The 25,393-nt window shown below is 46.0% G+C and carries 17 protein-coding genes and 2 tRNA genes; 12 read left to right on the forward strand and 7 right to left on the reverse strand.

The features are described from left to right. The coding region (locus AB4517_RS17340) for a VCBS domain-containing protein (RefSeq protein WP_372148948.1) at positions 1 to 6,730 on the reverse strand (6,730 nt) is incomplete at its 3' end. Between the two features lie 233 nt (positions 6,731 to 6,963). On the opposite strand from AB4517_RS17340, the gene AB4517_RS17345 reads away from it, so the two are divergent. From AB4517_RS17345 to AB4517_RS17365, 5 genes are all read left to right on the forward strand, one after another. Beyond that, a complete protein-coding gene (locus AB4517_RS17345; protein WP_372148950.1) occupies positions 6,964 to 7,428 on the forward strand; it encodes a hypothetical protein in 465 nt (154 codons plus the stop codon). A 99-nt stretch (positions 7,429 to 7,527) separates the two neighbouring features. After that, positions 7,528 to 8,955: a TolC family protein gene (locus tag AB4517_RS17350; RefSeq protein ID WP_372148973.1), complete on the forward strand. Its 1,428-nt coding sequence runs from the start codon at positions 7,528 to 7,530 to the stop codon at positions 8,953 to 8,955. A gap of 10 nt (positions 8,956 to 8,965) precedes the next feature. Beyond that, positions 8,966 to 10,708, forward strand: coding sequence for an efflux RND transporter periplasmic adaptor subunit (locus AB4517_RS17355; protein WP_372148953.1), 1,743 nt, complete (start codon positions 8,966 to 8,968; stop codon positions 10,706 to 10,708). Further along, the gene (locus AB4517_RS17360) at positions 10,705 to 13,848 is read left to right on the forward strand and encodes an efflux RND transporter permease subunit (RefSeq protein ID WP_372148955.1); all 3,144 of its coding nucleotides are present in this window, start codon (positions 10,705 to 10,707) and stop codon (positions 13,846 to 13,848) included. Before AB4517_RS17355 ends, AB4517_RS17360 begins: the two co-directional genes overlap by 4 nt. Positions 13,849 to 13,952: 104 nt before the next feature. Next, complete coding sequence (locus AB4517_RS17365; protein ID WP_372148958.1) at positions 13,953 to 14,522, forward strand: cupredoxin family protein; 570 nt, start codon at positions 13,953 to 13,955, stop codon at positions 14,520 to 14,522. A 126-nt stretch (positions 14,523 to 14,648) separates the two neighbouring features. Here AB4517_RS17365 and AB4517_RS17370 read toward each other — a convergent pair whose 3' ends face one another. From AB4517_RS17370 to AB4517_RS17380, 3 genes are all read right to left on the reverse strand, one after another. Next, positions 14,649 to 14,906, reverse strand: coding sequence for a hypothetical protein (locus AB4517_RS17370; RefSeq protein WP_017085576.1), 258 nt, complete (start codon positions 14,904 to 14,906; stop codon positions 14,649 to 14,651). Between the two features lie 324 nt (positions 14,907 to 15,230). After that, positions 15,231 to 15,305: transfer RNA gene (locus AB4517_RS17375), tRNA-Gly, on the reverse strand. 38 nt (positions 15,306 to 15,343) lie between these two features. Next, positions 15,344 to 15,418, reverse strand: a tRNA-Gly gene (locus AB4517_RS17380). Positions 15,419 to 15,941: 523 nt separating this feature from the next. Between AB4517_RS17380 and AB4517_RS17385 the strand changes: the two genes are divergently transcribed. From AB4517_RS17385 to AB4517_RS17410, 6 genes are all read left to right on the forward strand, one after another. Continuing rightward, complete coding sequence (locus tag AB4517_RS17385) at positions 15,942 to 17,105, forward strand: threonine/serine exporter family protein (RefSeq protein ID WP_004731486.1); 1,164 nt, start codon at positions 15,942 to 15,944, stop codon at positions 17,103 to 17,105. 179 nt (positions 17,106 to 17,284) lie between these two features. Next, positions 17,285 to 17,623 carry a zinc ribbon domain-containing protein YjdM gene (locus AB4517_RS17390; protein WP_004731484.1) on the forward strand — a complete coding sequence of 113 codons (339 nt, stop codon included), beginning with the start codon at positions 17,285 to 17,287 and terminating at the stop codon, positions 17,621 to 17,623. Positions 17,624 to 17,695: 72 nt separating this feature from the next. After that, entirely contained in the window at positions 17,696 to 18,190 is a 495-nt protein-coding gene (locus AB4517_RS17395; protein ID WP_372148961.1) for a GNAT family N-acetyltransferase, read from the forward strand. A gap of 90 nt (positions 18,191 to 18,280) precedes the next feature. Continuing rightward, entirely contained in the window at positions 18,281 to 18,712 is a 432-nt protein-coding gene (locus AB4517_RS17400) for a GNAT family N-acetyltransferase (RefSeq protein WP_372148964.1), read from the forward strand. 140 nt (positions 18,713 to 18,852) lie between these two features. Further along, the gene (locus tag AB4517_RS17405) at positions 18,853 to 20,214 is read left to right on the forward strand and encodes a DUF1800 family protein (RefSeq protein WP_017081500.1); all 1,362 of its coding nucleotides are present in this window, start codon (positions 18,853 to 18,855) and stop codon (positions 20,212 to 20,214) included. Between the two features lie 8 nt (positions 20,215 to 20,222). Next, positions 20,223 to 21,410, forward strand: a complete 1,188-nt coding sequence (locus tag AB4517_RS17410) for a DUF1501 domain-containing protein (RefSeq protein ID WP_372148967.1) — start codon at positions 20,223 to 20,225, stop codon at positions 21,408 to 21,410. Positions 21,411 to 21,478: 68 nt separating this feature from the next. Here the strand turns inward: AB4517_RS17410 and AB4517_RS17415 are convergent, their stop codons facing one another. Then, the gene (locus AB4517_RS17415) at positions 21,479 to 22,090 is read right to left on the reverse strand and encodes a LysE family translocator (RefSeq protein WP_102428566.1); all 612 of its coding nucleotides are present in this window, start codon (positions 22,088 to 22,090) and stop codon (positions 21,479 to 21,481) included. Between the two features lie 102 nt (positions 22,091 to 22,192). Between AB4517_RS17415 and AB4517_RS17420 the strand changes: the two genes are divergently transcribed. Continuing rightward, positions 22,193 to 23,074 carry a LysR family transcriptional regulator gene (locus AB4517_RS17420; RefSeq protein WP_017064462.1) on the forward strand — a complete coding sequence of 294 codons (882 nt, stop codon included), beginning with the start codon at positions 22,193 to 22,195 and terminating at the stop codon, positions 23,072 to 23,074. Between the two features lie 63 nt (positions 23,075 to 23,137). Here the strand turns inward: AB4517_RS17420 and AB4517_RS17425 are convergent, their stop codons facing one another. Further along, positions 23,138 to 24,082 (reverse strand): ADP-ribosylglycohydrolase family protein, encoded by a 945-nt coding sequence (locus tag AB4517_RS17425; protein WP_102320749.1) that lies wholly within the window; start codon positions 24,080 to 24,082, stop codon positions 23,138 to 23,140. 218 nt (positions 24,083 to 24,300) lie between these two features. After that, positions 24,301 to 25,224 (reverse strand): amino acid ABC transporter permease, encoded by a 924-nt coding sequence (locus AB4517_RS17430; protein WP_372148970.1) that lies wholly within the window; start codon positions 25,222 to 25,224, stop codon positions 24,301 to 24,303. Between the last annotated feature and the right edge of the window lie 169 nt (positions 25,225 to 25,393).

Consider the following 25,393-nt stretch of genomic DNA (forward strand, 5'->3'; position numbering starts at 1 on the left):
GACCATTGGCCAAATGATTAAATGCGGGATCAGTGGCATCAACAATTAACGTATGCCCATCAGTATCTAAGGTAATGCCCGTTGGAAGTTGGCTCGACTGAGGTTGACCATCGATGGCATATTCAAGGTGGCTGATGGTTAAAGCGTCGCCCTCTTTATCTGTGGCACCTAATAGCAGATTGAGGGTGTGATGATTATCGGCCCCCTCACTGACACTGTCGGTTAAAGGCGTCACATCAGGGTTGTCGTTAACCGCAGCTAAGTTGGTGGTTGCGCCGGTGTGGGTCACACCACCGTGTGCATCCTTAACGTCATAGCTAAAGTGTACATCGCCGTTATAGTCTTTTTCTGGGGTAAAGGTAAACGTGCCATCGGCATTGTTTAGAATGGATCCATGGTCAGCATGCAGGTTTTCAATGGTTAGTTTACCGGCGTCATTGGCATCCACATCGACGGTATTCGCTAACAGTTGCGCGGTGGTTAAGGTTTGGCGTGTATCTTCACTGCCTTTTGCAAGCACCACTTCAGATGAACAGTAAGGTCTGTCGTTACTGCCGTGAATGGTGATGACAATATCGTGTGTTGTACCATCTTTTGAATGGACTGTAATCGTATCGGTTAAGCTTTGCCCTTCACCAAGTTGGTCAATTGCAGTGCCACGCGTTGTGGGTCTAGCACCTATACCTGATAGATGCCCGGCATCGGCATGGTAATGCCAGGTGCCATCGGTGAGTAAGATTAGATCGCCATAGGTGCCGTGATAGTCGTAACCATTGCTGCCTTGGCGTTCAAATCCTGACTCGCCTACATCGGGGTCTGTGATGGTCAGCTTGCCATCAGCATAGAGTGTTGTATTGCCAAGTGTGGCGATGCCTGAGTGAGCATAGTCGGGTGACATGTCGACACCCGCGCTGTTTTCGGTTATTGAACCAGTATCAACGCCAGCGATTTGGGCTTTATCGCCAACAGCCGAGAGCGTCGTTGATGCGCCAGTGTGTGTTGTACCACCATGCGCGTCTTTCACATCGTAGGTGAAGTGGACGCTGCCGTTGTAATTGTGGCTTGGAGTGAAGGTGAAGGTTCCATCGTGATTGTCTTGAATCGAGCCATGGTCAGCATGCAAATTAGCGATAGTGAGCTTACCTGCATCGTTGGCGTCTACGTCAACAGTATTAGCGATTAGCTCGGTTGCTGTGATGGTTTGAGCAAGATCTTCTTTACCGCTGTTCAGTTGCACTTCACCAGAACAATACGGACGGTCGTTATCGCCATGAACGGTGACAACAATATCGTGAGTGGTGCCATCAGCCGATTTGACGGTGACAGTATCCGTTATCGATTCACCTTGGCCGAGGTGATCAATCTTTCTACCTGTTGCGTCTTGGCCTATGGAAGCGTAGTAGCTCCAATCTCCGTTACTCTGAAGTATGACACGACCATGAGTGCCGTAATAAACGCCGGTTTGGGCATGGCTTTCACCGGAGTCTGGATCAACAATGTTCAGGTGACCATCAGTGTGTATTTCGTCGTTCCATAATTTGCCGATGTTTCCATGCATATGATCTGGTGAGCGATCATCGACGTAGCCACCAGACATTGTACCATCTGGTGCTGTATAGGTATGCCCTTCATGAACATCTCCAGTATAGACACCGCCGATAACGGCAGAATTATTAACCCCTGTAATCGTTATTGAGAGGTTTTGAGTGCTGCTCGCATTATGCTCGTCTGTGACTGTTACTGGAACAGTCAATGTCTTCGTGACACCTGATGCTAACGATTGATAGCTAGAGTGAGCAGGATCGAAGCTATAACTGCCGTCCGGATTAACCACCAAGCCATCAATCTGCGGTGCGCTGTAAGTCAAGGCCGCACCGGTATCAATATCTTGGCCAACCATTTGTCCATTTAGAACGCTTCCACCTTCAGTCACTGAGTGGGACTGAGCATTGATGGTTGGGGCATCGTTGGTACCATGAACCGTTAGCTCTATCGTGTGTGTTGTACCATCTGCTGAGCGTATAATGGCTGAATCGTGTTTAACTTCGCCTTGCGCTAAGTTCTGTATATTGCGGTTGTCGAGGGTATAGGTGTAGTGACCGTCGCGCATGAGCAGTATGTGCCCACCCAGTTTGGTGTCGTAGCCAATACCTTGATAGGTTTGTGAGCCTATATTCGGATCAAACTGTGCCTCTCCCTTATCAGGGTCTTGGATGTTTAATCTGCCGTCGTAATGCAGTTGGTAGTGGGTATCTATATAGCCGCGATCTTCAGTTACTCCCCGTAAGTCTGCATTGGCTTGTGCGTCGGTAATAATCGCGTTATCTGGAGTTGCGATAAGATCAAACTTAGCTTGAGTGCTGACGCTGCCCCCATGGCCGTCAACCACATCATAGGTGAGTCGAATCTCACCATTGAAATCTTTATCTGGCGTGAAGGTATAAGTGCCATCTTTATTATCAGTCAGGCTACCGTGTGTCGCTTGCAAATTTGTCACGTGCAATACATCGCTACTATCCACATCGCTTGCATGTGTTAGCAAGTCAGAAGCCTTGATGGTTACGGGTTGATCCTCTTTACCCGCAGGAAGCTGAGTCCACGCACTGACAATTGGTTTGTCGTTGCTGCCTTGCACATCGATAACGACTTTATGAGGGACTGTCGCTCCTGTTGAATCGGTAGCGGTGATCCAGAATGATTCAGACTGATGTTCACCAGCCGCGAGTTTATCCGCGGCACCGCCGGTTGAATTGTCTAGCTGATAGTGCCAATGACCATGCTGATCAATCGACAGCGTTCCCCATTGACCTTGGGGTTGATTGATTGCCCACGTAACGGTGTCGGACTTATCTATATCAGTCGCGATTAAGCTCCCTGTCGCATCGGGGTTTCCTGCCGTGTTCAAGCCCTGTTCGATCACCGCGCCACTTGAGGTACCTGAGATAGTAGGGCGGTCATTGGTGCCATTAATCGTCACTTTGATGGTCGACGGTGTGCCATCAACGGAAGAGACGGTAAAGGTTTCTTCGACTTTATCGCCGACGTTCAATTGATTAAACGCACTGTTGGCGGTGAATGTCCATTGGCCATTAGCACCAATGGTGAGGTTGCCGTTGGTGCCAGTAATCGAATCCGGTGTGAATGCGTTATCTGGATTATCGACATCGTTGCTGGTTAATGTTCCTGAAGTCGTTACTGCTTTGTCGGTTTCATCGATAGCAACGGTCGCACTGCTGACAGTAGCTGCGTCATTAGTGCCGTTAATCGCGACTTTAATGGTCGAAGGTGTGCCATCAACAGACGATACAGTGAAGGTTTCTTCGACTTTATCGCCGATGTTTAATTGATTAAACGCGCTGTTAGCGGTGAAGACCCAATGACCATTAGTATCAATAGTCAGGTCACCGTTGGTACCTGAAATAGTATACGGCGTAAACGTATTATCTGGATTATCCACGTCGGTACTGGCCAGCGTTCCTGATGTCGTTACTGCTTTGTCGGTTTCATCGATGGCAACGGTCGCACTGCTGACAGTAGCGGCGTCGTTAGTACCGTTAATCGTGACCTTGATGGTCGACGGTGTGCCATCAATAGACGATACAGTGAAGGTCTCTTCGACCTTATCGCCGACGTTTAATTGGTTAAACGCGCTGTTGGCGGTGAACGCCCAATGACCATTGACATCAATGGTGAGGTCGCCATTTGTGCCTGCAATGGAACCTGGCGTGAAGGTATTGTCTGGGTTATCCACGTCAGTACTGGTTAGCGTACCTGATGTCGTTACTGCTTTGTCGGTTTCATCGATGGCGACGGTCGCACTGCTGACAGTAGCGGTGTCGTTAGTACCGTTAATCGTTACCTTGATGGTCGAGGGTGTGCCATCAACAGACGACACCGTGAAGGTCTCTTCGATCTTGTCGCCGATATTTAACTGATTAAACGCGCTGTTGGCAGTGAAGACCCAATGACCATTAGCATCAATAGTCAGGTCACCGTTAGATCCAGTAATCGAGTCGGGTGTGAAGGTATTGTCTGGGTTATCCACGTCAGTACTGGTCAACGTGCCTGAGGTAGTTGCTGCTTTGTCGGTTTCATCAATGGCGACGGTCGCACTGCTGACAGTTGCGGCGTCGTTAGTGCCGTTAATCATCACCTTGATGGTCGAGGGAGTGCCATCAACAGACGACACAGTAAAGGTCTCTTCGACTTTATCGCCGACGTTTAATTGGTTAAACGCGTTATTGGCTGTGAATGTCCAATGACCATTAGCGTCGATAGTCAGGTCACCGTTGGTGCCTGAAATAGAATCTGGCGTAAACGTGTTGTCTGGGTTGTCTACATCGGTACTGGTGAGGGTACCTGAAGCTGTTACCGCTTTGTTAGTCTCATCGATGGCAACGGTCGCACTGCTGACAGTAGCGGCGTCGTTAGTACCGTTAATCGTGACCTTGATGGTCGACGGTGTGCCATCAGTAGACGATACAGTGAAGGTCTCTTCGACTTTATCGCCGACGTTTAGTTGATTAAACGCGCTGTTGGCGGTGAAGGTCCATTGGCCATTAGCATCAATGGTGAGGTTGCCGTTGGTGCCAGTAATGGAATCTGGAGTGAACGCATTATCCGGATTATCGACATCGGTGCTGGTTAATGTTCCTGAAGTCGTGACTGCTTTGTCGGTTTCATCGATGGCAACGGTCGCACTGCTGACAATAGCTTTGTCATTAGTGCCATTTACTGTGATAGTCACTTGATGCGGCGTGCCATCAGCAGAATGAACGGTGATGGTGTCGGTAGCGGTTGCTCCTTTGCCCAATGCTTGAACGTTAGGATTTGTATTATCAAGATCGTACGTCCAAGAACCAGTATCGGTCAGATGAAGCGTACCAAACGAGCCTGCAATATCGGTACTTCCTGTGGATGAAGTAGCGAAGTGCGCTTCACCGGTATCCACATCCGTTACCGCAAGTGCGCCCGAGGCCTGAAGTTGGGACTCTTCGGTTACCACGCCGGCACTGGTTCCGCTTATCACGGCTTTATCATTGGTGCCGTTAACGGTAATTGCAATTTGATGAGGAGTGCCGTCGGCGGAGTGGATGGTTATGATGTCTGTTGTCGCAGAACCTTGACCAAGAGCTTGAACTTGTGGTTTTTTATTATCTAGGTCATAGGTCCAATCGCCATTGTCTTTAAGGTGTAAAGTACCCAGTGTCCCCTTGAGGTCGGAATTAGAAAAATGCGCCTCTTTTGAGTCGATATCGGTGATGTTGAGTTGGCCCGAAACCGTTAGGTCTTTATCTTCAGTAACTTGGCTTGAGCCATTACTTTTCCCGATAGCGAAAAACGAACTTGGTGAATTTGCTGTACTACTCGTGATTACCGCATTGTCGTTGGTGCCATTAATCGTGACCATAACTTGATGCGCTGTACCATCAACTGAGTGAACAGTGACGATGTCTGTCGCAGTTGAACCTTGGCCAAGTCCTTGAACTACAGGGCTATTGTTATCTAAATCGTATGTCCATGCACCGTCTTTGGTGATGCTGAGCGTACCGAAATTGCTAGTTACTTGTGATGCCTGAAAATGATCTTCTCCAAGATCTGGGTCCGTTACTGAAAGTTGCCCTTGAACTTGTGTCGTTAAATCTTCAGTTAACGTGCCAGCATCCACACCCGTGATAACAGCATTGTCATCGTTGCCACCTATTGTCATATCGATGGTTTGAGGCGTGCCGTCTTTGGTGTGAATCGTGAAGCTTTCGTGCAGTGAAGTGGCTGCGGTTAACGCTTGAACGTTAGAGAGCGAGTTATCAACTTGATACTGCCAGTGTCCATCAGCATCGATAGTTAATGAACCATATTTACCTGAGATAACTTCCGGCTTCAACGAACTTTCATTTTGATCAGGGTCTATGACATCAATTTTACCGTTGGCATGTAACAAGCCTTGTGAATCAATATTATGATCTTCTGTGACAACGCCAGTTAAGTCTCCTGAAATACTTGGCGTGTCTTGCTTACCTGTTACCGGTATCTGAACAATGATGCTCGAGCCATTAGATAGATGTAACGCAAAATGATCAGTACCTGGTTGGTGCTGGTTTAACAGGATGTATTGAGGAGAATTTGGATTCAATACGAATGTGTATTGACCATTTGCATCAACATGAAGCTCTCCGTAGGTACCTTTTATGACTTCTGGCATGAAAGTAACGGGTAAAGCGGGCGTCGTAGGTGCATTCGAATGAGTTGGCTGGCTGTTACTTCCAGAAGAAATGGTTGGGATAGATACCGAAGGAACGTAATGGACTTGCGGGTGAGAAAGTGTCGATAAATGATGAGAAGGAACCAAGTTAGAGCTCGAGCCATGGGGATCGTGGCTTGCACTTAAGGTCGAGTTTACGTCGCTGTCGCTCTTTTGAGCCTCTTGATGAGTAACCGCTGATGAGTCCGCCTTGTTATGGTCATCGGTGACATCTTTTTCGGTCACGTTATTTGCGGTTACTTGATCTGCTGCGTCGCTGGAATTGTCTATACTTTCTGCAGCAGCGTGTTTAGCCAATGATGGCAAAATCATCATGAGTGACTGAAAAAGTGGGATATTCACTTTTAGATGTGCATGCAGTCTGCGCTTCTTTTTTTGTGTTGGTTTCTTTTGTTCTAGCTTGTTACTTTTCTTATTTTTGATTTCTGTATTTTTCTTGTTTGCTTCGACGTTTTTTTTGTTAGCCATTTTTATCATCCGTGAATCGTGGTTGCACTATCTTAAGTAAAATACACAGATAGAGGTTTCGCTAGCTAATTGGATAATTTTTAAAGAAAAAACTGCAAAGTCGAAGAATTATCTCATTTTGATGAAAGAGAGGATGAATACTTTTTCAACGGTCAGGCAAATATCGGCACAATGGCATTGACCTTACCCTAAGGGTAACGTTTATAGTTGCGGTGTAAATTCAAAGGTAAGCTATGACAAACACATTCCGAAAAACTTGGATTATTGTTTTCAGCATCATTGCGATGTTGATGTCTAGCTATGCCTCAAGCTCCTCAGCCTTGATGACTGAAGTAATGATGATGGAAATGGGGTCGAGCAAGTCGGCTTGTAACCACAGCGATACTTCGGTTAATGATTCAATGGCGGGGTGTCATGTGATGAGTGAAGAAGTACACGCTGAAGACTCTAACATGAGTGCCCATGCTTTGATGGCTCAATGCGATATGTCTTCAATGAGCGAAGACGGTAGCTCGATGATGGGTAACCATTGTTCGAGTGTCGATTGCTGTGCCTCAATGTGTTCTGCAAGTCCCTATCCAATTCAGGCTGTTCAAGCCGTTGATCAACTTTCCTTTTCATTAGCTCGTTTTCAATCGGTCACGATTGGCCAGAAAGTCGCACGCGCTCAATCTTTGCTACGCCCACCTTCCGCATAAATCTATATCTAAAAATACAGCTCTATCAGTTAGATAAATCTGATAAGCCATTCTTTTTTATGCGCTAATTAGCGTTAGATATGGACATTCATTGTGAATATGAAACCAACAACCTCTGTGTTTGTCATGAACACGAGCTTAGTGGTTGCTGCTACCTTGCCTATGGCCTTGTTTTCAAGTGCTACGCTCGCGGCTACCACGGCGTCAGCTTCAAATGCTCAACACATTTCAGCACATGACCAAGCAAGCTCGACGCAGCAACTCAATACACTGATTGAGATTGCTTTAAGCGAAGATGGAAATCGCAAACAGTACTTTGCTCAGTCTCAAGCGATGCGAGAAACGGGCATTGCCAGTTCGACCTTAATGGATCCTAAATTAAAAGTTGGATTTGGCGGTTTGCCTGTCGATAGTTTTCAATTCGACGAAGACCCGATGACCAATATATCGGTAGGGTTGATGCAGCAGTTTGAGCGTGGCGATACGCTTAACCTTCAACAAAAAAAGGCAGGCCAACAGGCAGATGCTTTAGCTTTGCAGGTGCAAGCAAGAGAATTGACGGTTGCGAATAGCATGACGCAGCTTTGGCTTAAGTTAGGTTATCAGCAAAAGGCTGAGTCGGTGATTCGTCAAAATCGTCGTTTGTTGGTTGAGCTTGAAAACTATGTACAAACCAATTACTCGATTGGTAAAAGCGAAGCGCAAGATCTGCTTAATGCTCAGCTCCAAGTGAGCAAGCTTGATGAGAAACTTCAGGCAAACCAGCAGGTTCAGCGCCGCTTAATCTCTCAGCTTTCTGAATGGTTGGGTTCTGATTGGCTAGGCTCTCAGGTTCTTGATTCTCAGGGCACACTGAATGCAACTAACCAAATCGATTGGTCATGGTTAGAAAGCAAATTAGCGACCAATATCGATTCAACCAAGCACTACCAGCTACTGACTGACCATCCTTTGATTAAGATCTCCGATGTCAGTATTTCCTCCAATCAAACTCAGGTTGAGTTAGCCGAGCAAGCTTATACCCCGCAGTTTGGGGTGGAAGTGATGTATGCACACCGTCAAGCCAATAACATGGCAGGTGAACCTGCTTCTGATCTGGTGAGTGCCTATCTGACTGTCGACATCCCGCTGTTTACGGGGAATCGACAAGATAAGAACTTATTGGCTGCTCAGTATCAAGTTGGTGCGGCTAAATCTCAAAAAGACACCTTACTTTCCCAAATGAACGCGCAAGTGAACGCATTGCTGGTGGACAGATCAAATCTGATCCAGCGATTAGATCGTTATCAAACGTCCTTGCTTCCTCAAACCGCAGCCCGAATCAGCGCGGTTGAGAGGGGCTATCAAAACAATACCGCTCAGTTTAACGATGTCATTTTAGCAACGACCGATGAGCTGGCGCTTAAGTTAGAGCAACAACGTTTGATCACCGATCTCAACATCGTTAACAGCAAACTGGCGGCGTTAGTCAGTGGCTTTGAATACCAAGTAAATCAACCACAGCTTGTAACCACAGAGAATCAGTAAGGGATAGATAATGAGTTCAGTAAAAGTAGCAACAATCGCTTTATTGGTCGGTGGTGCATTGGGTTTTGGTGTGAACCATTTTCTGATTAATCCAGCACACGACATGTCAGCAATGGCAACGAGTACAGGCGCAGATGTAAGTAAACAGGCCAGCGATGAGCCTTTGTATTGGGTAGCTCCGATGGACCCAAATTATCAGCGTGATAAGCCGGGCCAGTCGCCAATGGGGATGGATCTTATCCCTGTGTATGCAGACGATGTGAACGGCGGAGCTAAAGATAAGCCCGGAACCGTGTTTATTGATTCTTCCGTGGAAAATAACCTTGGCGTGAAAACCGCACAAGTCACACGAGAAGCGCTATCACCGCGCATTGAAACCGTGGGTTATGTGGCGTTCGATGAAAGTACATTGTGGCAAACCAACGTAAGAGCAGCTGGTTGGGTTGAGAAGCTCTACATCAACGCAGTGGGTGAGAAGGTAAACAAAGGTGATGTACTTTTCACACTCTATTCTCCAGAGCTTGTTAAAGCACAAGAAGAGTTGATCAGTGCTTATAAAACGGGTCGTAAAGGTTTGATCAAGGGCTCGACTGAACGCTTGGTCACCCTAGGTGTAGATAAAGCGCAGATACGATCCATCGCTCGTAAAGGGAAAGCCTCGCAAACCATCGAAATCAAAGCGCCTGCGGATGGTGTCATCGCTAGCCTGAATATTCGAGAAGGTGGTTATCTTTCACCTGCACAAGCGGTGATCAGTGCTGGCCCATTAGGCGAGGTATGGGTTGATGCTGAGGTGTTTGAGCGCCAAGCACACTGGATCTCATCAGGCAGCAATGCCGAAATGACACTGGATGCGATTCCCGGTAAGGAGTGGCAGGGCAACGTCGATTATGTCTACCCAATTCTGGACCCGAAAACTCGAACCTTGCGCGTTCGTTTGAAGTTCTCCAATCCCCATGGCGAGCTTAAGCCAAATATGTTTGCAAATATTGCGCTGAAACCCATTAGTGATGAAGCGGTTCTTACTATCCCAAGATCTTCGGTGATTCACTCCGGTGGTATGACTCGAGTGGTGATGTCAGAAGGTTCTGGCAAGTATCGCTCTGCTCGTATTGAGGTTGGTCGTGAAGCTGGCGAAAAAATAGAGGTGCTTCAAGGGCTAGAGCAAGGTGAGAGTATTGTCACTTCAGCGCACTTCATGTTGGATTCCGAATCTAGCCAATCAGCGGATTTGTCACGCATCAATGGTGTGGAAGAGCAAGCAGACACGGCTTGGGCAAAAGGTGAAATTGCAGATGTAATGCAAGACAGCCGTATGGCGACCATCAATCACCAACCCGTTCCTGAATGGGATTGGCCGGGTATGGTGATGAACTTTACCTTCGCTGAAGGCTTGGACATTAGCCAACTTAAGCGTGGGCAAGTGGTTGATTTTGAAATGATGAAAACAGAATCAGGCCAATACGAGGTTGTTGATTACAAAGTCAGCGAACATCAAATGGCTGGTGAAGTGTGGGTGCAGGGCGACATCACCATGTTGATGGCAGATTTTGGAATGATCACAGTAAACCACAAACCAGTGCCAGAATGGGATTGGAAAGCAGGTGAAATGAATTTCCAAGCCAGTGATGACCTTGATTTATCTGAGTTTTCCGAGGGTCAAACCATTCGGTTTCTAGTGGCGAAGCAAGGTTCTGATTATGTGCTCAAATCTCTCGAACCGACGAATAGCACGGGTGAGGGCGAACTATGATCAATGCAATCATTCGCTGGTCTATTAGCAACCGCTTCTTAGTGTTGGTTGCTACTGTAGCCATCGTATTTGGCGGCTTATACAGCGTTAAAAATACACCGGTTGATGCCATTCCTGATTTGTCAGACGTTCAGGTGATCATCAAAACGAGTTATCCGGGTCAAGCGCCACAAGTGGTCGAGGATCAGGTGACTTATCCATTAACCACCGCCATGTTAGCCGTACCCGGTGCTGAAACGGTTCGGGGCTACTCGTTCTTTGGCGATTCGTATGTCTATATCATCTTCAATGATGATACTGATATGTACTGGGCACGTTCTCGCGTGTTGGAATACTTAAGCCAAGTTGCGCCTAACTTGCCTTCGAGTGCCAAACCAACATTAGGGCCCGATGCAACCGGTGTGGGCTGGGTTTACAGCTACGTGTTGCAAGATAAAACAGGTCAGCACGACTTAGCGGAACTTCGTAGTTTGCAAGATTGGTTCTTGAAGTATGAATTGCAAACTGTAGAAGGCGTGTCTGAAGTGGCGACCGTTGGTGGCATGGTGAAGCAGTACCAAGTACAGATTGATCCTGCCAAGTTACGTGCTTACGACCTAACGCTTCAGCAAGTCAACAAGGCAATCCAAGATGGTAATCAAGAAACAGGAGCGTCTGTTGTTGAGATTGCGGAAGCCGAACATATGGTTCGTACCACCGGTTACCTGACAAGCATTGAAGACATTCAATCTTTGCCGCTAAAAGTGACTGACAAAGGTACTCCTTTGTTATTGGGCGACATTGCCGATATTAACCTTGGCCCACAAATGCGTCGTGGTATCTCGGAACTCAATGGTGAGGGCGAGGCGGTTGGCGGCGTTATCGTGATGCGCTTTGGTGAAAATGCCAGTGAAGTGATCGACTCGGTGAAATCCAAGCTCGCTGAACTGCAAGCTGGCTTACCTGATGGTGTCGAGATTGTCGCGACTTATGACCGCTCTACTTTGATAGATTCAGCCGTTGAAAACCTTTGGAAGAAGCTGGCTGAAGAATTCATCGTGGTCGCCGTGGTGTGTGCGCTGTTCTTGTTCCATATCCGCTCATCACTGGTTATCGCACTAAGCCTGCCTGTTGGTATCTTGGGTGCATTCATTGTGATGCATTGGCAGGGTATTAACGCCAATATCATGTCTCTTGGCGGTATAGCGATTGCGATTGGCGCCATGGTGGATGGTGCCATCGTGATGATCGAGAACGTTCATAAACACATTGAACGGACTCCGCTCACTGACAAAAACCGTTGGCAGGTGATTGGTAAGGCAGCAGAAGAAGTTGGCGCACCGCTGTTCTTCTCTTTGATAATCATTACCTTGAGTTTTGTGCCTGTGTTCGCGCTAGAAGGGCAAGAGGGAAAGATGTTCTCGCCACTTGCATTTACCAAGACGTATGCGATGGCCGCAGCGGCGGGTTTGGCTATCACGCTTGTGCCCGTGTTAATGGGTTATTTCATTCGCGGCAACGTGCTACCTGAACATAAAAACCCAGTAAACCGTAGCCTAGTGGCGATGTACAAACCGCTTCTGAACCTCAGCCTAAAATATCCAAAGGTGATGATTGTTATCGCACTTGGCTTAATGGCATCTGCTTATTACCCAACCAGTAAGCTTGGCAGCGAGTTCATCCCTCCTTTGGACGAAGGGGATTTGATGTACATGCCAACCACGTATCCGGGCATCTCAATAGGTAAGGCTCGTGAGTTGTTGCAACAAACCAATAAGCTTATTAAAACCATTCCAGAAGTCGAAACCACGTGGGGCAAAATTGGTCGAGCAGAGACAGCAACCGATCCTGCGCCACTGACCATGATTGAAACCGTGATTCAGCTTAAACCACGAGATCAGTGGCGTGACGGTGTCACCACTGAGTCTCTGCGTAAAGAGTTTGATGATCTGATTCAATTCCCCGGTTTGACCAACGCTTGGGTCATGCCAATCAAAACGCGTATCGACATGTTGGCGACCGGTATTAAAACGCCAATTGGTATCAAAATCGCAGGCCCAGATCTGAGCGTGATTGAGGATATTGGCTCTCAACTTGAACCCATCCTCAATAGCGTGAGTGGTACGGCTTCTGTCTACGCTGAGCGTGTTGCGGGTGGTCGTTATGTGACGATAGACATCAAACGTCGTTCTGCTGCGCGATATGGCTTGAGCATTAAAGAAGTGCAACAGGTTATTTCGACTGCGGTTGGTGGCATGAACGTGGGCGAAACCGTTGAGGGGCTAGAGCGTTACCCAATCAATGTCCGTTACCCACAAAGCTATCGTGATTCTGTCGTTAAGTTGCAGAACCTGCCGTTAGTGACACCAAATGGAGCGCGAATTGCTTTGTCTGATGTTGCAGATATTCGCTATGAAGATGGACCACCAATGATTAAGACGGAGAACGCGCGTCCTAATGGTTGGGTGTTCGTTGACATCGAAGGTCGCGACCTTGGTTCTTATGTTGCAGAGGCGCAAACAGTCGTTACAGATCAAATCGTCTTACCTGCTGGTTATTCATTGGCGTGGTCTGGTCAATACGAATACATGGAGCGTGCGAAGGAGCGTTTGAGTGTCGTTGTGCCAATCACCATCGCCATCATCATGTTGTTGCTCTACCTCAGCTTCCGCCGCGTCGGTGAGGTGATGATGATCATGCTGACATTGCCACTCGCAATGGTGGGTGGTTTATGGCTGATGCATGTCCTCAATTACAACTTCTCGATTGCGGTGGGTGTGGGCTTTATCGCCCTTGCCGGGGTAGCTGTTGAGATAGGCGTCATTATGTTGGTCTACCTAAACCAAGCATGGCACTACAAAAAATTGGATGCGGAGCAGAACCAGCAAGCACTTCAGAGTGAAGACTTAACGGATGCGATTCGTGAGGGTGCAGGACTGCGTGTTCGCCCAGTGATGATGACAGTACTTACGGTGATCATTGGCCTCATTCCAATTATGTATGGCGAGGGAACGGGCTCAGAAGTGATGCAACGAATCGCCGCGCCAATGATAGGTGGTATGGCTTCTGCACTACTGCTTACCTTACTGGTGTTGCCTGCAATCTTTAAGCTCTGGAAACAGCGTGAGATTACGCAAAGCCAAAGCGTGACAAAAAAATAACGTATTGACTATTAGCCCTTACTTACCAAAAACAGAGAGGTAAGGGCGCATTACATGAACATGTGAAACCAACAAAACAAACAGAATATATTTAAGGAACGACCATGAAAAAGACACTAATTACTATCGCTTTAACAATCACCGCTTCAACAGCATTTGCTGCAATGGATCATTCAGCTGGTGGCCATTCGAATATGGACCACTCGATGATGAAGAGTGGAGAGATGGATCATTCAAAAATGGATCACAGCATGATGAAGGATGGAAAGATGGACCATTCGATGATGAATATGGAAGGCATGTCTGAAGTGGGTATGCCTGCGACAGGCGCAAAGCCGGATAAAGTGGTTCATGTTCTGTTAAGTGACGATATGAAAATCACATTTAAGAACAAGGTTGATATTGAGCCAAACGACGTGGTGCAGTTTGTTGTGATGAATACGGGCAAGATTGATCACGAATTTTCGATTGGTTCTGCTTCAGAGCAGCTAGAGCACCGTGAAATGATGAAAAACATGGGTAATCACGCTCATGACTCGGGCAGCACAGTTACAGTTAAGCCGGGTAAAGCGAAGCAATTGCTGTGGCATTTCCATGGTGATAATAACGTAGAGTTAGCGTGCAATATCCCTGGTCACGCTGAAGCGGGTATGGTGAAGTCGTTAACGCTTTAGACGTTAATCAATAGCGCTTTGTTGAATTAGAAATTCAATGAGGGCTAGAAAATTAAAGATAAGTCTTAACTTATACCTAAAGCGCTTTGCTGTGAGGGATTCGCTGAGGCTTATCTTTATTTATAGTCACTGTAGCAAGATAGAAGTTTCAAGCAGATGGTGTGCCTCGCCGCTCAGGTGCGGTAGTTCTGCCATGATCTTTTTAAACTTGTCGTCGATTGATTCTGCTTCATTCAGCGATCGAAAAGCCAGTACAGCCTGTTCAGGCTCGCTGTTCACATAACCTTTCAATGTATCTAGCTGAATTTTATTGGCATTTTCAACTTTTGTTAGCGCGACATTAATTGCTTCGATGTTTATTGTTAACTCATTGCTTTTAAACATTTTTTATTATTTATGGGTTGTTGCTAATGCGCGCACATTAACACAACTGATTTTTCGGATATTGACCAAGATTATTAAATTGGAACAATTTTGAAAATCATTGAAAGTTGATCTGTAATGTGTAGTGGGCAAGGTGTCAGAAATACGAAGCGATTTAAGGAGTTAATAGCTCTGGTTAGTCAATTAGCGTTGATTCGTCAATCCAAGCTTAAACAAAATAAGTTTAATCAGTATAGATTTAATGACTATGGATTTAGCAAACGGCGAAAATTTTTGAATAGGGTATCGCTGGAAGAAAGTGCGTAATGAAGCTTAAGGAGAAGTTGGAGCGTGCAGCGGGAATCGAACCCGCATCATCAGCTTGGAAGGCTGAGGTAATAGCCATTATACGATGCACGCACACTGTCTTAAGAGTAAGACTGAGGCATCAAGAAGACTGGAGCGTACAGCGGGAATCGAACCCGCATCATCAGCTTGGAAGGCTGAGGTAATAGCCATTATACGATGTACGCACATCGTCTTAACGAGAGTGATAATGCCACATCTAACTGAAAACGAAACCTTTTTCTTTCATTTTTATTCTAAGTGCTCGCATAACCACCACACCGCTAGTTTTTCAATCATGTTCGGCGTTTTCAGAGTGAATAAAATGTGACTAAACTCTCGTTAAACGGAGGGCGAGAAACAATGGAAAATCCCCCGCTATTTCTGTGACAAATTCGGTTTGATTTATAAACCAGTTTGTTGGTGTTAGCTTGTCATAAAACCCATACAAATTAAGGAATTTGGAGTATTAACATAAACTGATTTTTAATCGTGTTTTGGCGTCCATTAATAACAATATGGATGCATAAATTTAACTTACCAACCAGTCGAAGTATTCAGGAAACTAATCCCAAATGAGTAGAGTTATACGCACCTTTAAGCGTTCGAAGAAAAAAGTAACGAGTTGAGTTGATAATTTACGCAAAAGTCTCGTCAATCCGTCTATCGTTTGGTACATTTGCCGCACATTTTGTCTCCCCTAAAATACCCATGCCTTCTCAGTTCCGAATTAACAAAATTGTTGAAATTGGTGACACTCTTCACCGCAGTGGCTGTGCTCCTTACAAGCTAGAGAAATACACTCAATTCTATGCAAAAAAGCATGGTGTGGATGTGATGATCCAAGCAACGCCAACTGCGATTAACTATCAATTTCCAGACGATAACAACGCCGTTATTCTTAAGCGTCTAAAGCCTGCGTCAATTAACCTGAGTTTGTTGGCCAATACGATCATTCGTATTAACCAGCCAAGCAGTGAGCCTGTACCAGAACCTGTCGGTTACTCAAAATTTGTGACTGCACTTGCCAATATGGGTATTCCGCCTGCTTATTTGATGCTGGTGGGCAGTACGTTGGAAGCGGTGGGCTTTTCTGCGTTATTGGGTTTGATGGTGTGGGTATGTCAGCAAGTTCTTCATTCACGTCGTGCTATCGCGGTTGAGTTCATCTCGGCACTGCTAACCGGTATCTTCGTGGCGTTTCTGGCGAGCACAGGGTTGCCGATTCCGGTGTGGGCGTTGTGTATCGCCTCGATTGTCTTGTTTGTCCCCGGGTTATCCATAGCTAACGCATTAGAATGTTTGGCGTTTAATGACTTGGTTTCTGGTACCAGCTTGCTAGGGCAGAGCGCCTTAACCCTGATTAAGCTGTTTGTCGGGATTATCATGGGGCTCAACATCGGTGAAGCGATATGGGGACAAGCGGTCTCCATCGACTATACCAACGCGGTACCGATGTGGATGCACATATCTGGCTTGGTGCTGATCTCTGTGTCTATCGGTGTGATGTTCAATGCTCGCCCTAAAGACATCTTACTTGGTTTGCCAGTTGCCGTTCTCGGTATGTGGGGCCCATTCTATCTAGGTTTTGATAGTGGTTGGGTTGTCGGCACTTGGGTGACGACGGTTCTTATTACTTTGTACGGAACTTGGATTGCCAAGAAGATGGAGCTCACGGGTTCTATTTATATCGTGCAAGGGATCATCATCTTGGTTCCGGGTAGCCGAGTATTAGTGAGTGCCAGCCAGTCGGTGTTTGAACAATCGATTTTGCCTATCCCGAGTATTGGTTTATCGGCGTTATTCATGTTCTCGGCAATCGTGGCAGGGCAAATTACCGCTTACTCGATTTACTCACCAAAAGTCGAACGTTAAGCCGTTCCGCTTTTCAAACCTTTAAACAAACACAGCTTAGCGGCTGTGTTTGTTCGTTTTAGGTGCTGCTCTTTTTTGAAGACAATTAGCTCTCCGTAAAACTTGTTAGATTTATGCTCGCTAAGCCTGACAAGAGCCATTAAAATGGAACAAATTCTATTTAAATTAAGTATTAACGTATGTCTCTACCTCCTTGCCCGCAATGCCAATCTGAATATGTTTACCCAGACCAAAACAACCTAATCTGCCCTGAGTGCGCCTACGAATGGAACCCAGAAGAAGAGCGTTTAGAAAGAGAAGCCGCGCGTGTTAAGGACGTGAATGGCGTTGTATTGGAAAGTGGCGATAAAGTTACCTTCATTAAAGATCTAAAAATTAAAGGCAGTTCTAGCGTATTGAAAATTGGTACTAAAGCTGTGATTCGACGCATCAATGAAGGCAAAGATCACCAACTAGATTGCAAGCTGGATGGTGGCGGTGAAATGCTGGTTACGGCGAAGTACGTTAAGAAGCAGTAGTCGATAATAGGTCAAAATTGCGAGTCGCTCCTGAACTAAATAGCGTAGAAGCCGTTGGAGAATCAACATCATATGGACATGGTTAAAGCTGCTCTTTCACATTCAACGGCCTTTCATTACTATGTGAACGCTTGCGCTGAGGATGGGGTAGATATTTACACGGGGATTTCCGATGGCAGTGATGCCTATTTAGAAAGACGAATTGCTTATTCAAAAGGCGAGGGTTTGCCAGAAGGGTGGACGCCTGCTTCTACGTATTTTTGTATCGACTCTGGTCAAATCCTTGGTGTCATAAGAGTTCGTCATGGTACCAGTCCGTACATCCACGATGTTATTGGACATATCGGATATGAGACGCTGCCACAAGCCAGAGGGCGGGGTATCGCAAGTCATATGTTGTCTTGGATTCAACGACAGGTATTGACTGAAAGCGCTATCATTACCTGTGAGAGGGGTAATATTGCTTCGCAAAAAGTGATTGTGAAGTGCGGTGGACAATTCCTGAATACCTTTTACTCAGAACAAGATAAACACGAAGTCTTACGTTACCAACTAGAACCCAAATGAACATTTAAGCGTGGCATTTAGTTTTATCGGGGGCGCTGAATTCCGGTTTTAGCGAAAATGAAACCACAGCCAATTATTGTTGGAGGTATTTTGAAGTATTCAACAAGAGCTGCTCAGTCATCAGATTATGAATTTCTGTTCGAGCTTAAGAGGGCCGCTGAGTTCGAACCTATCAAGGCCGTATTTGGCTGGGATGAGCAGGTTCAACGAGATATACACGCTGAAGAGTGGGCAGAAGAACGACCTGAAATCATTGAATATCAAGGCAAGGCGATTGGCAGTGTGTTGTTGCAAGACAAAGGCGAACACTTCTATTTTTGCCGATTCTTCTTACTGCCTGATTATCATGGAAAGGGCATTGGTAGCCAAGTACTGAAAGATTGCTTAACTAAGGCTGACAGCCTCAATAAACCCGTCGAACTTTGTTACCTAAAAGGTAATCGAGTTGGGGAGTTGTACTTGAGGTTTGGCTTTGAAATCACCTCTCAGAACGAGCAGTTTGTCTATATGTGGCGTAAATAGACACTCATTCAAAATGATCACACCGTGTCTGTAACTTGATGGGCACCTGACACCCATCTAACGTAAAACCTTGTAAAGCTCCCTATGCTTGATGACTAAGCGATTACACTTAGAAAAGATCGAGCGTAAGGGAGTGTGCAATGAATTATTACCCGACTTCAAAAATCGTGGGTGAACAAAGGTTTGGCTTTGGGCCAAAACTAGGTCAAACAACCTATTATTCTCCTGTAGAACAGTTGGATAAAAAGCCATTCGTTCACCAAGCTATACAAGACTTACCGAGTACTGAATCTACTCTGATTAAAGTAGGAGAGAATCGTGTACAACGAATGAAGGCCAAGGGTGACGAACAACAGATGCAAGCCACGAAGAAAGAAGCGCAGTCTTTTCTTCGAACGCAGTATCGACAACAAGCTCAAGCTCGCCACCTACAAAGTGTTGAAACTCCTTATGGTTTTCAAGAGCGCATCATTCAGTTTTGGAGCAATCACTTCGCCATCTCGGTCGATAATCGAAAACTGATGCCCTTGGCCGCCAGCATTGAAAACGATGTGGTTCGCCAGCATTGGAATGGTAACTTTGGCGAGATGCTGATGGCTTCTTCTAAACATCCTGCGATGCTTCTGTATCTCGATAATCAACTCTCGATTGGTCCCAATTCAAAAGTCGGAAAGCGCCGTAATAAGGGGCTCAATGAGAACCTCGCTCGTGAGATCTTAGAACTTCACACTCTTGGCGTTGACGGTTCTTATACTCAGCAAGATGTTATTGCTTTAGCAAAAGGCATTTCAGGCTGGGGCATTAAATTCAAATCTCCTGATGCTGGTTTTCGATTCGCTAATAATCTGCATGAGCCAGGAAGTATCACACTGCTTGGAAAGTCCTATTCTCAATCCGGGGTCTCGCAAGGAGAGTCGTGTTTAAAAACCTTAGCGACCCACAAAGACACTGCTGCGCACTTGGTTGATAAGCTTTGCCAGCATTTCATTGGCGACATATCTAAAGAACTCTCAGAGCAAATGGTTGCTGAATATCTGAAAGGCGAGGGAGATTTACTGCCTATCTATCGCTTGTTATTGAACAGCGCTGAGGCGAGTAAACCTAACCCTAATCGTTTTAGACCGCCGAAGGAGTGGCTGTTTGCCGTTCTTCGTAGTGCCGATATTTCTTTAAACGAGAAACAGGCATTCAATGCACTCAACAATTTAGGGCAGCCTCCTTTTAAACCGGGTTCACCTGCAGGCTGGTCGGATCAAGACAGAGACTACAATAGCCCTTCGGCGTTGACTCAACGTATGCAAGTTGCGAATAGGCTTGCGTCTGCTGCAATAAAATCGGCTAAAGCGTCAGGAGTTAAGCCGAAAGCGGTAGTGGATAAAGTGATCGCGGGTTTATATGGCGATGCTATTGATGAACACACCCAAATTGTATTGAACAAAGCCGACAGCGCTGCAATGCAACTTTCCCTGTTGTGGCTAAGTCCGCAGTTTCAATATCGTTAGGAGTGGGTATGAAAAAGTCAGATTGTTCTCAGAATAAAGCGCCACATAGTATTAACCGCCGCCAGTTCATGGGTATTGCGGCGGCTGTTGGCGTCAGTGCGATGCTGCCATTTCCAAGCTTTGCCAAAACAGGTTCAGACAATATCTTCATTTGGGTATCACTGCGTGGCGCGATGGATGGTTTAAATGTTGTAGTGCCGCATGCCGATCCGGATTACTCTAATTTGAGACCCAACATCGGATTAAAACCTGAACAGCTAGTGAAGTTGGATGATTTCTTTGGGCTTCATCCATCTCTAAAGCAGTGCCATCAATGGTATGAGAGTAACGAACTCAGCTTTGTACACGCTTGTTCAACCGCTTATCGTGAGCGTTCACATTTTGATGGACAGAAGATATTAGAGAATGGTACTTCCGACCCGTTTAACACCGTAGGGTGGATTAACCGTTTACTCACGTTGAGCTCAGAAAAATACGATGGAATTGCGATTGATTCGGGCTTACCACTCATCATGCAGGGCGAATCGACCGTGGCAAGTTGGTACCCAAACCGCTTAAAAACACGCGATAAACAAACGGAATTGCTGGAAGAGTTGTTTCAAAGTGACCAAATGCTGTCTTCAAACTTTGAAAGTGTCATGAAGATAGATCAACTGGTGGGCGACCAAGGTGTCGGCAAACAGTTTAAATCATTGATGGGTAAAACAGGCGACATATTGTCGGCTGATAACGGACCAAACATCGCAGCGTTAGAACTCGGTGGGTGGGACACTCACGCCAATCAAGGCAACGTAAATGGACGGTTGAGTAATCAACTTAAAACTTTGGATGGTGGGTTAGCGGCTCTCAAGGCTTCACTAGGTGATCGTTGGCAGAAGACAGTGATCATGGCGGCCAGTGAATTTGGTCGAACAGCAAAAGAAAACGGCACCAAAGGCACCGACCACGGCACTGGCAACGTCATGTTTGTTGCGGGTGGTGCGCTGCCATCGTTGAAAGGAGTGGGGGGTAAGGTTATTGCCAATTGGCCGGGCTTGAGCCAAAGCCAGCTATATGAGGGCCGAGACCTTAATCCAACGACTGATATGCGCTCGGTTATCAAGGGCGTGCTCTATCAACATTTATCGGTAGAAGTGAAACAACTCAACATTATCTTCCCTGATAGTGCCGATATTAGACCGATGAATCTTGTTTAGAGATTTACCAAGACCCAGTTAGATGCGATTCAGTCGTTTGAATCGCTCTCTATTTGTGACTCGCTTGTTTACGATTTAATCGCCAACAGTGCTCCGAACGTCACTAAGCCAAATCCACATGCTTGATTAAGCCTTTTCTTTGCTCTCAATAGATGCTTTTGCAATGTATTCGAAGTAAACAGCATAGCGACAACGCCAAACCATAAACCGTGAAGAACGATCATGTAAAGCCCATAGCCGAGCGCGACATGCTGGTTTTCTGCATCAGGTGAGATGACTTGGCTGAAGATGCTCAAAAAGAACAACATGGTTTTTGGGTTGAGCACGTTACATAAGAAGCCTTGGGCTAAATAGCGCCAAACACTGGTGCTTTGCTTTGCATCTTCCATCGGTGCAAGCTTGTTGTCCGCACTCAAGATACCTTTTAGCCCTAGATAAATAAGGTAGGTTGCACCTGCGTATCTAATCATGTCAAACAGCTGCTCATTCTGTGAGATTAAGTAACTGATCCCAAGCATTGAATAACTGATGTGAGCACAAATCGCTAAACTCACACCGATTGCAGTCCAAATCCCTGCTTGTCTTCCTTGGTTGACACTGTTTTTCAAAACTAAAACGAAATCAGCGCCTGGGCTGATAACAATCAATAGTCCCAATACTGCTAGGATTAACCACTCCATAATGACTCCAACTCTTTATATTTGATGAGCCAGCATTGTATGGTTTTTTATTGCTGCCTATAATCGAAATGAATTCTACCTATCTGTGAGAAAAAATCACACATGAGACATTTGAAAGCATTTCATATTTTCCACGTAGCAGCGCATTCGAGTAGTTACAGTGAAGCGGCGGATAAACTCAATATCACACATGGCGCGGTGAGTAAGCAGATCAAGGTATTGGAAAATCACTTATCCCAAGTTTTGTTCTACAAACAGGGCAGGAATGTGTGTCTCACCAAAGAAGGGGAATTACTCAAAGGTTACACAGAGCAAGCGTTCCAAGCCTTGGAGACTGGAGTCCATAAGCTTAATCAGCTGAATCATCAAGCGTTGGAAGTTTCATGCGAACCCACATTGACCATGCGTTGGTTAATGCCTCGACTCGGTGATTTCTATAACGAATCCGGAATTGATGTTCGATTGTCGACTGCTGGTGGGCCTGTGAACTTGAATGCGACAGGGCTCGATATGGCGATTCGCCGAGATGACTTTAAATTAACCGAGCGTTACGAACAGATACCACTAGTTGAAGAGTGGGTAGGCCCTGTGTGTTCCCCGGGTTATTGGCAGCAGGTAAAAGATAACTTAGATGATGTGAAATTACTGCACAGCAGTACACGGCCAGATGCTTGGAGTCATTGGGGTGCTATCACTATAGATAAAGTTAATGGTGGAGAGTGGTCAAAAGCTCGAGCGAACCAAACATTTGCACACTTCTACTTTTGCTTTCAGGCGGCTGTCGATGGGTTAGGCATAGCGCTTGGGTCTTATCCACTTGTCGCCGACGATCTTGAAAGAGGTAACTTGATCGCGCCGTTTGGCTTCGTACCTTCTGGTCACCAGTACATATTGCTCACGCAAGATAGCAACCATGAAGAGCCAGAAAGCCCGTTTGTTGTTTGGCTGAAGAATGAGTTATCGCAGTGTGTTCCAACTTTATAGGAACGACATCCGACCTAGAAGTGTGCTTGTCTTATGTCAGGCTCTAGTTCGTTGTTGTGGGAATCACTCAATAGGCAAAGACAGCACGCCACCATTGAGTTCGACTTGTTTTAGCCATTCGGTTGGAATTTCGCCATCTCCTTCGTAGAAACACGCCGCTAATACCGCGCCAATTACAATCGCACGACCGCAGCTGTCACCACCACATAAGATGTTGTCGCGAATGCCTTGTTGATAACTCTGAGCACCTGCAATAATGCGAATCAGCAAGGGGAACGCGGCACTCAGTTCACAATGCAATCCAAACTTCTTCGCGGCATCTGTAATCGAAAGCTCAGGATCAGCCAGTGCTTCGTCGATTTGATCGTGTATGAACTTGCTACAAGTTTGTCGCACCATTTCTACCGATTGCAGTGGAGAGTTGCCTTGAATTGCCGCTTGAACCAATAAGGTGATGGCTTGTGCCCATTCCACGGCTTTGTCGTTGTTGTTGGTCACTCGTACCGCACTCTCTACCATTGCCGGTAAGGTGTGAGAGGTGTAAGTACACGCCACTAAAGGAATTAGCTTTGAAACAGCAGGTAGCTGGGTGTCATCAGCGCCACAGGCTGTGATTGGAGCTTCTGTTAGCTCTAGTTTATGTATGTTCAGCAAGCTCATACGAGTCGCTTTATCAATGTAACCTTGCCAACTGCCACCAAAATCAAACCAGAAACGGAAGTGCTTAATGTAACTCGCTTCGTCGTAGTGTTGATTATCGGCTAGGCTATCGACCATCGCCAATAACTGAGCACCGTATTGTGATTGGTCGCCAGCGGTTTTACCTTGGTGGGCGAAGTAGCCTTTGTCTTGATAATCGAACTGGTTTGGTGAGCGAAATTCTGGTTCAAAACCCGCCACGTGCAAGATCCTCTCTTGGTCATACAACCAATGCAGCCCCATGGAAGCGGCGTCTCCAACCAATGCGCCAACAACGGCGTAAAAAGCTCTTTCTTTATGATTGTCCATGCTGAGTGAAGTCCTTGAGAAGATCCAATGGAATTTGATACTTCAAGTATAGTGACTAAATGATGGGTTTGCTGTGTTTCAGTAGAGAGTTTTCAAGCAATTAATCCTGATTGGTCAATGAGTTAAACCAATCAGGGTAAGTGGATGAATATTATGACTTAGGTGGCTATGTTGACATCTAACAGACGCTTGAATACACGTCTAAATAAACAATGACACTAGCGGTTAAGGTAAACACTCGAGCGTTGTTCAATGACTTTGAAAATACGTGAAAGGGTGAAACATAACGCGAAGTAAACCGCACCAACAATCAGCCAGATCTCGAAGATCAAACCGGAAGAGTTCGCCATTTCAGTGCCAACAAATGTCATCTCTTGAATCGAAATCAGGGATACAATCGAGGTATCTTTTACTAGAGAAATTGCCTGACCTGCTAAAGGCGGTGTGATGGCCGTTAATACTTGCGGGCCAACCACAAATCGATACTTAGACAACGCCGATAAGCCGAGTGAATCGGCCGCTTCCCATTGCCCTTTAGGAATACTTTCTAAGCCAGCTCGAATAACTTCTGCGATGTAAGCCGAAGAGAGCAAACCAATACAGATAACACCAGACGCCAAGTTTTCCCAAAGGTTAGCTGGGCCGAACAGGAAATCTTGAACAGCATTAATCTCGCCGTTGTGTTCACGCAAGATACTTTCTAAACCAAGTAATGGAATCAGTTGGTTAGAAACGAAGAAATAGAATATGAAGACAAACACCAGCGGCGGAATATTACGGACCAACTGAATGAAAATCAGTGCCGGTGTTTTGAAGAAAGCGATCTTTGAGTGTCTTGCTACACCTAACAATGTGCCAAAAGAGAGTGCTAACACCATACTCCATAAACTTAAGCGCAGCGTTGCGATCAAGCCTTGGAAAAAATAGGGAATACTGCCTTGAGAAGGCGGAATAAAAATCAGGGTAAACGCATCTTCCCAGCGCCATTGGTAGTTAATACCAACAGCAGAGCGATAATAAAGCCAGCCTGCAAACACACACATGACAGCGAGTAACACGCCATCCAAAAGGTTAAGGCGTTGATACCAAGGCTTTATATGAACGTTGGGCTTAGGTGTTGTCAATGCGCTAGTACTACTCACGTCATTCCTGTTTAAACAATAATAATTAGTAGGCTGTTTTGTTGAGTTTTAAATCATCAATAAAGCGAATCAAGTTGCCGAATCGAGGCAGTGCAGACAACGCACTGCCTCGATTCACCAGCAAAAGTTCTGATTACTGACCTTGAGCAATCTGGTCTTGCCAATCTAG

The organism is Vibrio sp. 10N.222.52.C3 (assembly GCF_041474195.1).
In the GTDB taxonomy this organism is placed as follows: domain Bacteria; phylum Pseudomonadota; class Gammaproteobacteria; order Enterobacterales; family Vibrionaceae; genus Vibrio; species Vibrio crassostreae_C.

Bases quoted from the DNA above. Each gene is read 5' to 3' on its own strand.
- AB4517_RS17420 (WP_017064462.1), top strand. From the start codon at position 22,193: ATGAGACATTTGAAAGCATTTCATATTTTCCACGTAGCAGCGCATTCG.
- AB4517_RS17395 (WP_372148961.1), top strand. From the start codon at position 17,696: ATGGACATGGTTAAAGCTGCTCTTTCACATTCAACGGCCTTTCATTAC.
- AB4517_RS17385 (WP_004731486.1), top strand. From the start codon at position 15,942: ATGCCTTCTCAGTTCCGAATTAACAAAATTGTTGAAATTGGTGACACT.
- AB4517_RS17390 (WP_004731484.1), top strand. From the start codon at position 17,285: ATGTCTCTACCTCCTTGCCCGCAATGCCAATCTGAATATGTTTACCCA.
- AB4517_RS17355 (WP_372148953.1), top strand. From the start codon at position 8,966: ATGAGTTCAGTAAAAGTAGCAACAATCGCTTTATTGGTCGGTGGTGCA.
- AB4517_RS17405 (WP_017081500.1), top strand. From the start codon at position 18,853: ATGAATTATTACCCGACTTCAAAAATCGTGGGTGAACAAAGGTTTGGC.
- AB4517_RS17345 (WP_372148950.1), top strand. From the start codon at position 6,964: ATGACAAACACATTCCGAAAAACTTGGATTATTGTTTTCAGCATCATT.
- AB4517_RS17365 (WP_372148958.1), top strand. From the start codon at position 13,953: ATGAAAAAGACACTAATTACTATCGCTTTAACAATCACCGCTTCAACA.
- AB4517_RS17410 (WP_372148967.1), top strand. From the start codon at position 20,223: ATGAAAAAGTCAGATTGTTCTCAGAATAAAGCGCCACATAGTATTAAC.
- AB4517_RS17370 (WP_017085576.1), bottom strand. From the start codon at position 14,906: ATGTTTAAAAGCAATGAGTTAACAATAAACATCGAAGCAATTAATGTC.
- AB4517_RS17415 (WP_102428566.1), bottom strand. From the start codon at position 22,090: ATGGAGTGGTTAATCCTAGCAGTATTGGGACTATTGATTGTTATCAGC.
- AB4517_RS17350 (WP_372148973.1), top strand. From the start codon at position 7,528: ATGAAACCAACAACCTCTGTGTTTGTCATGAACACGAGCTTAGTGGTT.
- AB4517_RS17425 (WP_102320749.1), bottom strand. From the start codon at position 24,082: ATGGACAATCATAAAGAAAGAGCTTTTTACGCCGTTGTTGGCGCATTG.
- AB4517_RS17360 (WP_372148955.1), top strand. From the start codon at position 10,705: ATGATCAATGCAATCATTCGCTGGTCTATTAGCAACCGCTTCTTAGTG.